13 protein-coding genes and 1 tRNA gene are annotated in these 12,146 nt (G+C 43.3%); 8 read left to right on the forward strand and 6 right to left on the reverse strand.

Annotated elements, in window-relative coordinates:
- Positions 1-512: 512 nt before the first annotated feature.
- Positions 513-1,976 (forward strand): glycoside hydrolase family 13 protein, encoded by a 1,464-nt coding sequence (locus HWQ39_RS06200; RefSeq protein ID WP_292842674.1) that lies wholly within the window; start codon positions 513-515, stop codon positions 1,974-1,976.
- A 206-nt stretch (positions 1,977-2,182) separates the two neighbouring features.
- On the opposite strand, the gene HWQ39_RS06205 is transcribed toward HWQ39_RS06200, so the two are convergent.
- Entirely contained in the window at positions 2,183-2,602 is a 420-nt protein-coding gene (locus HWQ39_RS06205; protein WP_292842676.1) for a fasciclin domain-containing protein, read from the reverse strand.
- A gap of 150 nt (positions 2,603-2,752) precedes the next feature.
- Between HWQ39_RS06205 and HWQ39_RS06210 the strand changes: the two genes are divergently transcribed.
- The 4 genes from HWQ39_RS06210 (at position 2,753) to HWQ39_RS06225 (ending at position 4,227) form a co-directional block, all read left to right on the forward strand.
- The gene (locus tag HWQ39_RS06210; RefSeq protein ID WP_179064685.1) at positions 2,753-2,989 is read left to right on the forward strand and encodes a DNA-directed RNA polymerase subunit omega; all 237 of its coding nucleotides are present in this window, start codon (positions 2,753-2,755) and stop codon (positions 2,987-2,989) included.
- A gap of 68 nt (positions 2,990-3,057) precedes the next feature.
- Entirely contained in the window at positions 3,058-3,705 is a 648-nt protein-coding gene (locus HWQ39_RS06215; protein WP_292842680.1) for a hypothetical protein, read from the forward strand.
- 32 nt (positions 3,706-3,737) lie between these two features.
- Complete coding sequence (locus tag HWQ39_RS06220) at positions 3,738-4,103, forward strand: DUF1818 family protein (protein ID WP_292842682.1); 366 nt, start codon at positions 3,738-3,740, stop codon at positions 4,101-4,103.
- A gap of 50 nt (positions 4,104-4,153) precedes the next feature.
- Positions 4,154-4,227, forward strand: a tRNA-Pro gene (locus tag HWQ39_RS06225).
- Between the two features lie 221 nt (positions 4,228-4,448).
- Here HWQ39_RS06225 and HWQ39_RS06230 read toward each other — a convergent pair.
- On the reverse strand, positions 4,449-4,655 hold the full coding sequence (locus HWQ39_RS06230; protein ID WP_292842684.1) for a hypothetical protein: 207 nt from the start codon (positions 4,653-4,655) through the stop codon (positions 4,449-4,451).
- Between the two features lie 315 nt (positions 4,656-4,970).
- Between HWQ39_RS06230 and HWQ39_RS06235 the strand changes: the two genes are divergently transcribed.
- Positions 4,971-5,693 (forward strand): TerC family protein, encoded by a 723-nt coding sequence (locus tag HWQ39_RS06235; protein ID WP_292842686.1) that lies wholly within the window; start codon positions 4,971-4,973, stop codon positions 5,691-5,693.
- Between the two features lie 71 nt (positions 5,694-5,764).
- Here HWQ39_RS06235 and ndk read toward each other — a convergent pair whose 3' ends face one another.
- Positions 5,765-6,214, reverse strand: coding sequence for a nucleoside-diphosphate kinase (gene ndk / locus HWQ39_RS06240; protein ID WP_292842688.1), 450 nt, complete (start codon positions 6,212-6,214; stop codon positions 5,765-5,767).
- Positions 6,215-6,351: 137 nt separating this feature from the next.
- On the opposite strand from ndk, the gene HWQ39_RS06245 reads away from it, so the two are divergent.
- Complete coding sequence (locus HWQ39_RS06245) at positions 6,352-6,528, forward strand: hypothetical protein (RefSeq protein ID WP_292842690.1); 177 nt, start codon at positions 6,352-6,354, stop codon at positions 6,526-6,528.
- A gap of 141 nt (positions 6,529-6,669) precedes the next feature.
- A complete protein-coding gene (gene speA / locus HWQ39_RS06250) occupies positions 6,670-8,688 on the forward strand; it encodes a biosynthetic arginine decarboxylase (RefSeq protein ID WP_292842692.1) in 2,019 nt (672 codons plus the stop codon).
- Between the two features lie 116 nt (positions 8,689-8,804).
- Here the strand turns inward: speA and HWQ39_RS06255 are convergent, their stop codons facing one another.
- From HWQ39_RS06255 to HWQ39_RS06265, 3 genes are all read right to left on the reverse strand, one after another.
- Entirely contained in the window at positions 8,805-9,974 is a 1,170-nt protein-coding gene (locus tag HWQ39_RS06255) for an NDP-sugar synthase (protein ID WP_292842694.1), read from the reverse strand.
- A 237-nt stretch (positions 9,975-10,211) separates the two neighbouring features.
- Positions 10,212-11,021: a ScpA family protein gene (locus HWQ39_RS06260; protein WP_292842696.1), complete on the reverse strand. Its 810-nt coding sequence runs from the start codon at positions 11,019-11,021 to the stop codon at positions 10,212-10,214.
- 512 nt (positions 11,022-11,533) lie between these two features.
- On the reverse strand, positions 11,534-12,046 hold the full coding sequence (locus tag HWQ39_RS06265) for a P pilus assembly/Cpx signaling pathway, periplasmic inhibitor/zinc-resistance associated protein (RefSeq protein WP_292842698.1): 513 nt from the start codon (positions 12,044-12,046) through the stop codon (positions 11,534-11,536).
- Between the last annotated feature and the right edge of the window lie 100 nt (positions 12,047-12,146).

Consider the following 12,146-nt stretch of genomic DNA (forward strand, 5'->3'; position numbering starts at 1 on the left):
TCTATTTTTTTTCAGAGATAACATCAAATAAGCTTAGGATAGAGGAATTTATTCCTAAGACAATTGCTAATTTATAACTCATATTCCTAAATGAAGTCTCCCTCATAGTAATTTTCTCTGGTTCATGAAACATCTTTGAGCAACCGCATCTAAAAATTACCCAACTCTGGGGTAACAGGTAATTTTTATCAAGCTATTAAACTAATCCATCGTCTGACTAAATAATTACGGACAAAGTGAATAAAATAAAATTAAGAATAATTAAGTAATAAATAAAAAAGATAATTTTTTTGAATAAGAATTCAGGGGTCAGAATGTAATCAGTGGCGAGTCTGTTTTGTGGAACTATTAAAAACTGAAACAAATTACTGATAATATTTGTGTATAAAACAGCAATATAAAGTCTAAATCGCTAATGAATACTGACAAATTACAGATTCTCTATCATAAGTAAGAGACATAAAGAAGCTAATATTTGCAACGATCGCTTCTGAATGTACAAAGAGTTTTTCATGCAAATTCAAACACCAGACTGGGTAAAACACGCTGTTTTCTACCAAATCTTCCCAGATCGCTTTGCCAAAAGCAAACAGCCGCGCAAACGGTTGTTACACGAAGCCCGTTGGGAAGACTGGGACGCTATACCAACCCTTCAAGGTTATAAAGGTGGTGATTTATGGGGCATCTTGGAGGAATTAGACTACATCCAGGATTTGGGAATTAACGCAATTTACTTCACACCTATTTTTCAATCCGCCAGCAATCATCGCTATCATACCCACGATTATTACCAAGTTGACCCGATGTTAGGAGGCAACGAGGCTTTTAAGGAATTGCTTGATGCAGCCCATCAACGGAATATCAAAGTTGTTCTGGATGGGGTGTTTAACCATTCCAGCCGTGGCTTTTTCTTTTTCCACGACGTTTTAGAAAATGGCCCCCATTCGCCTTGGGTAAATTGGTTCAAAATTGAAGGCTGGCCTCTAGCACCCTACACTGGTGATTTGCCTGCTAACTACGTGAGTTGGGTGGGAAATCGCGCTTTACCACAATTTAACCACGACAATCCAGAAGTGCAGGAATACATTATGGAGATTGCCGAATATTGGATTAAATTAGGCATCGATGGTTGGCGGTTGGATGTACCATTTGAAATAGAAACTCCTGGCTTTTGGCAAGAATTTCGCGATCGCGTCAAAGCCATCAATCCCGAAGCTTATATTGTGGGCGAAGTGTGGGGAGATTCCCGCCAGTGGTTGGATGGGACACAATTTGACGGCGTGATGAACTATCTATTTGCTGGGCCGACAATTGCCTTTGCAGCAGGCGATCGCGTAGTCTTAGAACAAGTCCAAAGCCGTGACTATCAACCCTATCCACCTTTATCTGCTGCTGAGTACGCCACCAAAATCCAAGAAGTACTGCAACTTTACCCTTGGGAAATTCAGCTAACTCAACTTAATTTACTTGCAAGTCACGATACAGCCCGATTGATGACTATTGCAGGTGGCGATATAGCCAGCGTAGAATTATCAACTCTATTACTACTCACCTTTCCCGGTGCGCCTAGCATCTACTATGGTGATGAAGTTGGTTTACCTGGTGGCATAGATCCCGACTCACGTCGTGGCTTTCCTTTAGAGAGTAAATGGAATCAAGAAATTTTCAATACTCACCGTCAATTAATTGCCCTACGTCAAACTTACCCAGCCTTGCGTACAGGTGATTATCAAGTTCTCCATACTCAAGGACAACTTTATATCTTTGCGCGAACTTTGGGCACAGAGGAATTGATAATTGCCGTCAACGCTGGCACAAGTTCGGCAACAGCAAATGCAAATGTCCCCAGTTTGCGTACTCAACCCAACAAGCTGTTATATGGCACTGCTGAAATTGAGTGGAATGGTGACGGAGAAACTCAGCGGTTGTCCTTGACTGTTCCCGCACGGCATGGGTGCATTCTGGGGATTGGGTAGTAGGGACTGGGGACTGGGGATTGGGGAAGAAGCAAGGAAGCAGGGAGCAGGGAGCAAGGGAGAATTTTCCCCTCTGCCTGTTCTCAATGCCCCATACCCAATAAGCTAAAACACATCTAATTTGCATATTAAAATTTTCTCAATATCTTGTGGGGTGGGCATCTTGCCCGCCCTGATTATGCAACTTAAATGCTGATTAGCTTACATTACCTTCCCGCAACTATTGCAGGTATCAACACCGCGTCAATAATATGGATCACGCCATTGTCTGTCAGAATATCTGTTTTGAGGACATTGGCGTTATTCACCTTAAATTTACCGTCGGCAGATTCAATGGCTACAATAGACCCCTCAAGCGTCTCTGCTTCATTAATTTCTAGCAAATCATCAGATCGAACATCTCCACTAGCGATATGATATGCCACAATTTTCTGGAGCTTGGGAATATCTTGTAATAACAAATCTAAAGTTCCCTCTGGCAGATTAGCAAAAGCTTCGTCAGTTGGTGCAAAGAGTGTGAAAGAACCAGGGCTTTTCAAAGTTTCTATGAAATTTACAGCTTTAGCAGCCTTTATTAGGGTGTTGAAATTACCTGCTGCGATCGCAGTTTCCACAAGGTCAGCCATGAGGGTGCGTTATCTTATACTACAAGTTACTTATAAGTGATTAAAATACTTTTAGCTTCTATCAACAGAGAGGTTGCTGGCAATTAAACAGACAGCAGCAGACTGATTTACTACTGTTACACTGGAGAGTGACCCCAAGAACCACTGATTATGCTAAAGCGTTCTAAGTTCGAGACAACTCAATCTCAGATTATGCACCGTGCTGAGGATCTAATTAGTGCAGCCTCAAATCGTTACCGTATTACGGTTCAGGTGGCAAATCGTGCTAAACGTAGGCGTTATGAAGACTTTGAAAGTAACGAAGATGCAATCATGAAGCCGGTGCTAAGGGCAATTATCGAAATGTCTGATGAATTGACTCAGCCAGAAATTATCGGCGAACTATAAGATTAAGTGCTGAGTGGTGAATTCTGAGTTCTAAAATTTTCACTCAGCAACGCCTAAAATATCGTTCTATGAAAAAGAAAAAACTTCTACCTAAATCAATCCTCTCAAAACTCGGAATTCAGCACTGGCTAAACCCTAGCTATCTGCTAACACAACTACTACTTGCCTTCATAGTAGTGGGTGTAATTGTTTTAGGTTTAGGGGTGGGCAAATCAATACAGACAAATTTACTTGGTATCCAACCAGTATACGCTCAGAGAGTCACCCCTAGCGATGTTTGGCAGCAAATATATCAGCAGTTGCCAGATTTCCCACTAGAAAATAAATATATCAGCAAAGAAAACGGGAAGGTTGCCGAAAACAACACCTTAGCAAATCGCCTGATTAGATATCATATTTATACCAAAGGTCGCGCCCCAATTTATCGCTTGGATTGGAAGCTGACTTTAGCTGATTACTTGGGTGCCAATGAAATTATGTATGATACTAGCTATCCAGGGAATGATTCACTACGGGAAAATCCGATAGAAGGCGATCGCAAAGCGATCACCAATCTTACCCGCAGCCAGCGAGATGCCTTAGTACAAGTGTTAGTTAATATATTTAACCCCACTTCCCAAAATACCGTACCCTCTAACCCCAACACCACAACCAGTCCGGCTACATCCACACCCCCACAGCCACCACAACGGGGAGGGGCCGAATTACTGAAATGACCTGCGTACCTCTGCGTTTCAAAAATTAAACTATGGAACGCGTGATTAAAACTGGATTGGGTTGGCGTATTGGTTGGAACCCTGATACACCTGAGTTTAAAGGTTTAGTCGGTACAGATGATTGGGCAATTGAGTTAACCGAAGCCGAGTTAAATGATTTTTGCCGTCTACTAGCACAGCTAGCAGACACCATGAAACAACTCGCAGATGAGTTAATGGAAGAAGAAAAAATTGCTTGTGAAGCCGAAAGCGATTTATTATGGATGGAAGTAGAAGGATATTCTCATGATTACAGTCTGCGCTTCATCTTGAATACAGGGCGATGTGTAGAAGGTAAATGGAGTGCTTCTGCTGTTCCAAATTTACTGCAAGCGACTGGGATGCTTAAGGTTTTTTAAATTTGCCTCTTGATTATCCTAGGATTTTGTTATATGATAGTGATTCTGACCGGGGCGTAGCGCAGCTTGGTAGCGCGCCACTTTGGGGTAGTGGAGGTCGTGGGTTCGAATCCCGCCGCTCCGATTGATGATAAGCCATACCTGCTAGTCTTTGCAAAATGATTAGCAGGTTTTTTCATAGCTTTTTACGAAAAACTAATTAGACTAGTACCGCAAGGCGGAATTCGTAATGACCTTCGTTCCTCTCTACGAGACGCTACACGTAGCTTGCTTCCACAGAGTGGTACGCTAACGTAATTTTTAATTAATTGTTTACAAGGGTTTCAGACATTTAAAATGTGTGGCTTATTTACGCCGCAAATTTCTCTGTTTGTTTTTTACATCTTTAAGATTGGCAAATGTACCTGGACTGATTAACTCTAATAGCCTTGATTCTATTTCTTGGTTTGATGGGGCAGGTACGGTGACTCGATGGCGAAAATCTGGATTCCCTTGTTTTTTATGAGATTTACTCATGACTAGTCTCAACACCACTGTGTTGAGTTCTACCATTGAATTTCTTCCACTTGACACCTATGGCAAGATGCCCACCCCACAAGAGTTAATTGGATATTTTTTTATTTGTCAGTGCCTAATGGCAAACTGACAGCAGTCTGTTGCGATCGCATTTAGTCAAATGTTAAAACTTAAACTATATGAAATAATACAAATGTTATCCTGGGGGCACTGTGATCGCACACATTCAACTCTCTTCAAAATACACCACAACCACGTTAGAGTGAATTAGAGTAGCAATTTATTGCGCTTTTTAATATGAAAATCTCTGTTCTTGTCAAATTTTAATTTTTTCTGCTTGAGAAACCCGGAATGCTAGACCAAATTTTTGATTACCTCCACTTTCATTTCAGCGTTGAAGCCCCGATAGTTCTGCTGATCCTGGTATTTTTAGAGGCGGTCTTATCTGCCGATAATGCGATCGCCTTGGCTGCGATCGCTCAAGGGCTAGAAGACAAAGAACTTGAGCGTAAGGCCCTCAACTTTGGTTTAGTCGTTGCCTACGTACTACGAATCACCTTGATTTTAACTGCTACTTGGGTACAACAATTCTGGCAATTTGAATTATTGGGTGCTGCTTACCTGCTGTGGTTGGTATTCCAGCACTTTAGCTCACAACAAAGTGAAGACGATCGTCATCACGAGCCGCGTTTTAATTCATTGTTGCAAGCTATACCCGTGATTGCATTTACAGATTTGGCATTTTCTTTGGATAGCGTGACAACTGCGATCGCAGTTTCTCAAGAAAGGTGGTTGGTGCTGACGGGTGCAACAATTGGTATTATTGCCCTGCGATTCATGGCGGGATTGTTTATCCGTTGGCTAGACGAATACGAAAACCTAGAAGATGCAGGTTATGTAACTGTAGCTTTGGTTGGCTTGCGCTTGTTGTTGAAAGTGGTGAACGATGCTCTAGTTCCACCAGAATGGATCATGATTCCTGCCATCTTCCTAATTTTAGGCTGGGGATTTTCCAAGCGTGTTAGCACTGAATTACCCCAAATAGAACCAGAAAAGAGCGAAGTTTCTAAGTAAGTGAGGAGTTAGGAGTGAGGAGTTAGGAATTTTTAACTCCTAACTTTTAACTCCTAACTCCTAACTCTCCCTTACTCGTGCAACCAAGGTGTTAAGTGTGGCTGCCAACTTACCAACTCTTCATCCTTAAACCATAGAGCGATTTCCTGTTGGGCGGTTTCTGGAGCATCAGAGCCGTGGATTAAGTTACGACCAATATTCAGTCCAAAATCGCCGCGAATCGTTCCCGGCTCTGCTGTTAAGGGGTTTGTCGCACCAATAATCTTTCTGGCAGATGCAATAACGCCATCACCTTCCCATACCAGCGCCACTACTGGGCTAGAAGTGATAAATTCGACTAAACTACCAAAAAAGGGACGTTCCCGGTGAACCCCATAGTGTTGTTCAGCCAATTCCCGACTGACTTTCAGGAACTTTAAACCAACTAGGGTAAAACCTTTGGTTTCAAAGCGACGGATAATTTCCCCCACTAATCCCCGCTGTACTCCATCAGGCTTAATTGCTAAAAATGTGCGCTCCATTGCTATCTCCTAAAACTTAATAAAGTTTTTATCTAGTCAATCGTCCTTTGTCCTACCCTGCGGGTAGCCGCTGGCGCGTCTATGTCATTTGTTCTTCATCCTCTGTCTTGAGTCCAATAGTTTTCCACTAATGATCAATGACCAATGACTCAATGGCACTAAGAAAAGCCGAAAGGATTGTGTCACCTCGTTCCCAGTCTGAAGACTGGGAATGTATTCCCAGAGGCAGAGCCTCTGTTCAGTCCACTGGAGGCGGAGCCTCCCAAAACCAGTCAGTCCAAGGGCTGTGTCTTAACTTAGTGCCATTTGACTAATGACCAATGACCAATGACTAATGACCAATGACTCTTGACCAATCAGAGTTTATCTCAGAAATTACCTTTAGGTGCATATACGTTGCCAGATGAATGCGCTAAATTGTTAACTCGTGGGTGAAAAACAGAGGTTAGGAAGAAATGGGTGTTGAGTCAACTGCTACATCTGACGAAGTGGTACTACCTGCCAATGGACAGAAATTTGAAGTGAAAAACCATAAGCACAAGAAACTGTTACCACCTAGTCCTACTATTACAGGAGATTTACCTCGCTCCTGGAAAATTGAAGATAGCGAAGCCTTGTATCGCATTGAAGGATGGGGACAACCTTATTTTTCCATTAGCGCGGCTGGACACGTTACCGTAGCACCCAAGGGCGATCGCGGGGGATCTCTTGACTTGTTTGAATTGGTCAACGCCATGAAACAGCGCAACTTGGGACTTCCTATGTTGATCCGCTTTTCTGATATTTTGGAAGACCGAATTGAGCGCTTGAACGCTTGTTTTGCCAAAGCGATCGCCCGCTACAACTACCCTGGTGTCTACCGTGGCGTGTTTCCCGTCAAGTGCAATCAAGAGCGGCATTTGATTGAGGATTTGGTGAAATTTGGCAAGCCTCATCAATTTGGTTTAGAAGCTGGTTCCAAGCCAGAATTAATGATTGCTCTAGCTGTGTTGGATACACCAGGGGCATTGCTCGTTTGCAATGGCTATAAAGACCGAGAATACATCGAAACGGCAATGTTAGCCCAAAGACTAGGGCAAACACCAATTATCGTCTTAGAACAGATTGAAGAGGTTGATTTGGTAATTGACGCCAATCGCCAGTTAGGTATTAAGCCGATTTTGGGGGTTCGTGCTAAACTCAGTACCCAAGGTATGGGACGTTGGGGAGCCTCTAGTGGCGATCGCGCTAAATTTGGTTTAACAATGCCTGAAGTTATTGAGGCTGTTGACAAGTTAAGAGAAGCTAACCTGCTCGATTCTTTGCAGTTGATGCACTTCCACATCGGCTCACAAATCTCCGCCATCAATGTGATTAAAGATGCCATCCAAGAAGCCAGCCGCATTTATGTGGAATTGTCCATGCTGGGGGCGGATATGAAATATCTTGATGTTGGTGGTGGCTTGGGTGTAGATTACGATGGCTCCCAAACCAACTTCTACGCATCGAAAAATTACAACATGCAGAACTATGCTAACGACATCGTGGCAGAGTTAAAAGATACCTGTGCCGAGCGGCAAATTGCCGTACCAACACTGATTAGCGAAAGTGGACGAGCGATCGCTTCCCATCAGTCGGTGCTGATTTTTGATGTTCTCAGTACTAGTGATGTCCCTCTCGACGCACCAGAACCTCCGCAAGAGGGAGAATCCCCAATTATTAATTATCTTTGGGAAAGCTACCAATCCATCAACCAAGAAAATTACCAAGAGTTGTACCACGATGCTGCACAATTCAAAGAAGAAGCTATTAGCCGCTTCAACTTAGGAATTTTACGCCTCAGAGAACGAGCCAAGGCCGAACGCCTCTACTGGGCTTGTTGTCAGAAAATTCTTACCATCACTAGACAGCAAGAATACGTACCCGATGAACTGGAAGACCTAGAAAAAATCATGGCTTCCATCTACTACGTTAATATGTCAGTGTTTCAATCAGCACCAGATTGCTGGGCGATCGACCAACTCTTTCCCATCATGCCAATCCACCGCTTAGATGAAGAACCAATGCGGCGGGGAATTTTGGCAGACCTCACCTGCGACAGTGATGGTAAAATCGACCGCTTTATTGACCTGCGCGATGTCAAATCGGTTTTAGAATTGCACACCCACAAGCCCGGAGAACCATATTATCTGGGGATGTTTTTGAATGGAGCTTACCAAGAAATCATGGGCAATTTGCACAACCTGTTTGGCGACACCAACGCTGTTCACATCCAATTAACGCCCAAAGGCTATCAGATTGAACACATTGTCAAAGGTGACACCATGAGCGAAGTTGTCAGCTATGTGCAGTATGACTCCGAAGATATGGTAGAAAACATTCGCCAGCGTTGTGAAAAAGCATTAGAAGAAAAGCGCATCACCCTAGCAGAATCTCAGCGACTACTGCAAACATACGAGCAGAGTCTTAGGAGATATACGTACTTAAATAGTTAGGGACTGGGGACTTGGGACTGGGGACTAAGAGAGTGTAAAGAATGGGAACTAGATAGGAAAGTTTTTTCTAATACCTAATACCCAATACCCAGTCCCCAATCCCCAATACCCATTCCCTAATTTACATTTGTCCCCAACAATTCCTCTATCGCTTGTCGCTCAAGAGGAGTATGTGATGGTACTGTTTGACGGGCATCGGTAATCAGCCAGTCTAAAGCAGCGGCTTGAACATCGATCGCAGCGCCAGTTTTATCTACGCAATAACGTCCAAATACTAGCTTATCGACTAAACGGACTCCGGGCCCCAGGCGCGACCATTCAAAAATCACGCTGTTTTCTACTGTTGCGCCACTGCATATCCAACAATTGGGGCCAATCATCGCTGGCCCGACGATTTTAGCTCCGTCTTCGATTCTCGTCATCCCGCCAATGTAAACGGGGCCGGTGATATCTACCTTGTCCCAATTTACGGCGACATTTAAGCCAGTGTAGATGCCAGGGGCGACTTCATGACCGGGGATTTGCACATTTTTGATTTCACCCAGCAGCACACCGCGAATCGCCCGCCAATAGTCTGGGACTTTACCAATATCTACCCATTCAAAGTCCATAGGGATGGCGTAGAAGGGTGCTTTGGTTTCTACCAAATTGGGAAACAATTGGCTACCAATGTCATATTCGACACCAGAGGGTATATAGTTAAAAACTTCTGGCTCAAAGATATAAATACCTGTGTTGATGTTGGTGCTAAGAGCTTCTTCAGTTGAAGGTTTTTCTTGGAAAGCTTTGACCCGGCCTTCTTCATCAGTTACAACCACACCATAGCTAGAGACTTCTTCTTTGGGGACAGATTTCGTAATAATAGTAGCGATCGCCCCTTTCTCTTTATGCCATTTAACAGCCGCAGTTAAATCCAAATCAATCAAAGCATCACCGCACAACACCACAAAGGTATCATCAAAAAAGGGTGAGAAGTCTTGGATGCGTCGCATCCCTCCAGCAGAACCTATGGCTTCGCCCACGAGTTTACCATCGTCATCAATTTTCCCTTCAAAGGAATAGGCAATCTGCACGCCAAACCGCTGACCGTCACGGAAATAGTTTTCAATTTCCTCAGCCAAATGACTAACATTGACCAAAATCTGGTCAAATCCATGATGGCGTAACAGTTCCAGCAAGAACTCCATCACTGGTTTTTGCAGGATGGGCATCATCGGTTTGGGCATAGTGTACGTAATCGGACGCACGCGAGTACCCTTACCAGCTGCCAGAATCATCGCTTTCATAAAAATTTATTCCTCAACCACAAGCCAGTTTACTTTCATCGAGTGATACTTAATCATCAGTCTTTATTTCTGCTCTAAGTCATCCCTCAAAACAGGGATAACAGTAATTTAGCGGTTATTGCAACCATCGATATACTTAGATGACAAGCAATCGCTTATCCTTTCAATTTACTCGGATTTTGGGGCTGAATCAAAAATCTGTAAATTATCTGTAGGGATGTAGGGCTACTTTTAGCTTTAATTCATTGGATGTTCAAGGGGTCTAACTAAGCGAATTTTAATCTCATGGTAAAACTCCTCTTGAAATAGCTCTACTTTCGATTGAGCCGAGAGTAGTAGTAGCGCCCAGAAAACACCAACTAGTTGACTTTGTTTAGACTCATGTCTAGACCCATTTTGGTTGAGAAGCTTTGTCTGAGTCCACAATTCTACAAGTTGTTCTAAATTCAACCAATTTTGTTCTAAACTTAGGTCTCTTGCTGACAATCTCAACACCTGTTCTAGTTCTCCGGCAACTTCTGTTAAATTTTCCTGGTGAGCTAACTCCAGTGCCTCCCGCATACTTTGGACGCTAGGCTGACGCCGGGGACGGATAGGTTTGCTGACTTTTTCTACCAATTTTAGTTGGTTAGCCATGATCTGCAATTGCTCAATTAACTCTTGCAGAGTCACCCGGCGCTTTGGTGGTGGCATTGCTGCTGGACGACGACGCAATTGCCGTTCTAATGGTAGACGATGACCCTGATGTGATACACCGTCTTCACCTTCCAATAAGGCATCATCTTCTACACCATCTTGTGCATCTCCTATAGTTGACAATTCCATCAAGGTGTTGGCTTTGAATAATACCAGCATTGATGCTGATAAAAAAGCCTGTCCAGATTGAGACAAGTCCGCTTCGTAGCCTCTTGTTATTACCCCCGGTGCCATCAGTTCTAAGTAACGGTCAATCACCTCAATCACTTGGACATCCCAAGGATCAATTTCCCCCTGCTCGGCTTGGTAAATCAAGAATGTAATTGTTTCTAATAGCTCGGAAGCTTCCATTAACAGGTTCTAAGTTAATTAATGACAGGAATTGCCTGGTGGCAGTATTTTCTAAAATTTATAATCAATCACCATTGTGAATTGTGAGATCGGATTGTGCAACTTTTGATTTCCGCTAGTCAATAAAAAAACATCCCACATTTTCTTGTGGGGTGAGCAGCATGAGCTACCTAAACCTGGGACAGGTAGAGACAATACTGTTCAAAATAGCATTCTCGTGGGATGCCTGGGAATAAAAAACTCCACCCACAAGGGCATGGGGCATGAGGAAGAATCACCAATGCCTAATGCTCCAGGGATGGAGTTTCGCGCCGACTTTCAATAAATCTTTCAATAAATAGGGAAAGGGAAAGGGGATGAAGTTTTTCCCCTTTCCGCATCTTCTGCAAGAAGTCTATTAATTTTTGACTATAGAAAACAATGCCTGGACATCAGTCAAGGGTAAGTGCCAGAGTAATTCTGATTGCCAAGTATCTGGGTCAATCTGGGAGTGACATTTCAAAGATTGGGTATTATCCAGGATTTCTTTGTTGACGATTTTGACGGAATTGCTCTAATTTTTGAAGTTGTTCGGGGGTGAAAACTGCTTGAATCTGTTGTTTTTCAGACTCGCGGATTTGTTTGATTTGGTTTTTTTGTATTTCACTCAGATTTAAGCCAGCAAAATCACCTTTTTTGCCACCATTATGCTGTCCTGGTTGCCGTTGACCTTGACCTGTTTGCCCCTGAGCCTTACGTGCTTGCCACTCAGCGCGACGTGCTTGTTTCGCCGCCTCTAATTTTGCTTTTTGTTCTGGGGTGAAAACTGCTTCAATTTTGGTGCGGCTATCACGGCGAATTGTTTGAATTTGGGTTTTTTGGGCATCTGTTAGACCTAAGTCTTTCCAAGGGCCCCTTTCTCTTTGTGGAGTTTGTGCAAGTAAGATGGGTGAAGGAGAGGCTGTTTGGGCGTGAACAGCAAAGGAGGTTGCAGTTAAAGTTAAGGCGATCGCTCCAGCAACTAGCGATAATACTTTGAGTTTCATTACTTATCTCGTGGGTTTTTCCTGGTTGGATGCCACTATCATAAGAACTTATCTTTAGTAGTTACATGAGGAGAAAGTCATGGTTATACCCATGACTTTA

This window comes from Nostoc sp. NMS8, assembly GCF_017115045.1.
Classification (GTDB): Bacteria; Cyanobacteriota; Cyanobacteriia; order Cyanobacteriales; family Nostocaceae; genus Nostoc.

Bases quoted from the DNA above. Each gene is read 5' to 3' on its own strand.
- HWQ39_RS06255 (WP_292842694.1), bottom strand. From the start codon at position 9,974: ATGAAAGCGATGATTCTGGCAGCTGGTAAGGGTACTCGCGTGCGTCCG.
- HWQ39_RS06260 (WP_292842696.1), bottom strand. From the start codon at position 11,021: ATGGAAGCTTCCGAGCTATTAGAAACAATTACATTCTTGATTTACCAA.
- HWQ39_RS06245 (WP_292842690.1), top strand. From the start codon at position 6,352: ATGACCAATGACTCAATGGCACTAAGAAAAGCCGAAAGGATTGTGTCA.
- HWQ39_RS06200 (WP_292842674.1), top strand. From the start codon at position 513: ATGCAAATTCAAACACCAGACTGGGTAAAACACGCTGTTTTCTACCAA.
- HWQ39_RS06235 (WP_292842686.1), top strand. From the start codon at position 4,971: ATGCTAGACCAAATTTTTGATTACCTCCACTTTCATTTCAGCGTTGAA.
- HWQ39_RS06230 (WP_292842684.1), bottom strand. From the start codon at position 4,655: ATGGTAGAACTCAACACAGTGGTGTTGAGACTAGTCATGAGTAAATCT.
- HWQ39_RS06210 (WP_179064685.1), top strand. From the start codon at position 2,753: ATGCTAAAGCGTTCTAAGTTCGAGACAACTCAATCTCAGATTATGCAC.
- speA (WP_292842692.1), top strand. From the start codon at position 6,670: ATGGGTGTTGAGTCAACTGCTACATCTGACGAAGTGGTACTACCTGCC.
- HWQ39_RS06265 (WP_292842698.1), bottom strand. From the start codon at position 12,046: ATGAAACTCAAAGTATTATCGCTAGTTGCTGGAGCGATCGCCTTAACT.
- HWQ39_RS06205 (WP_292842676.1), bottom strand. From the start codon at position 2,602: ATGGCTGACCTTGTGGAAACTGCGATCGCAGCAGGTAATTTCAACACC.
- HWQ39_RS06215 (WP_292842680.1), top strand. From the start codon at position 3,058: ATGAAAAAGAAAAAACTTCTACCTAAATCAATCCTCTCAAAACTCGGA.
- HWQ39_RS06220 (WP_292842682.1), top strand. From the start codon at position 3,738: ATGGAACGCGTGATTAAAACTGGATTGGGTTGGCGTATTGGTTGGAAC.
- ndk (WP_292842688.1), bottom strand. From the start codon at position 6,214: ATGGAGCGCACATTTTTAGCAATTAAGCCTGATGGAGTACAGCGGGGA.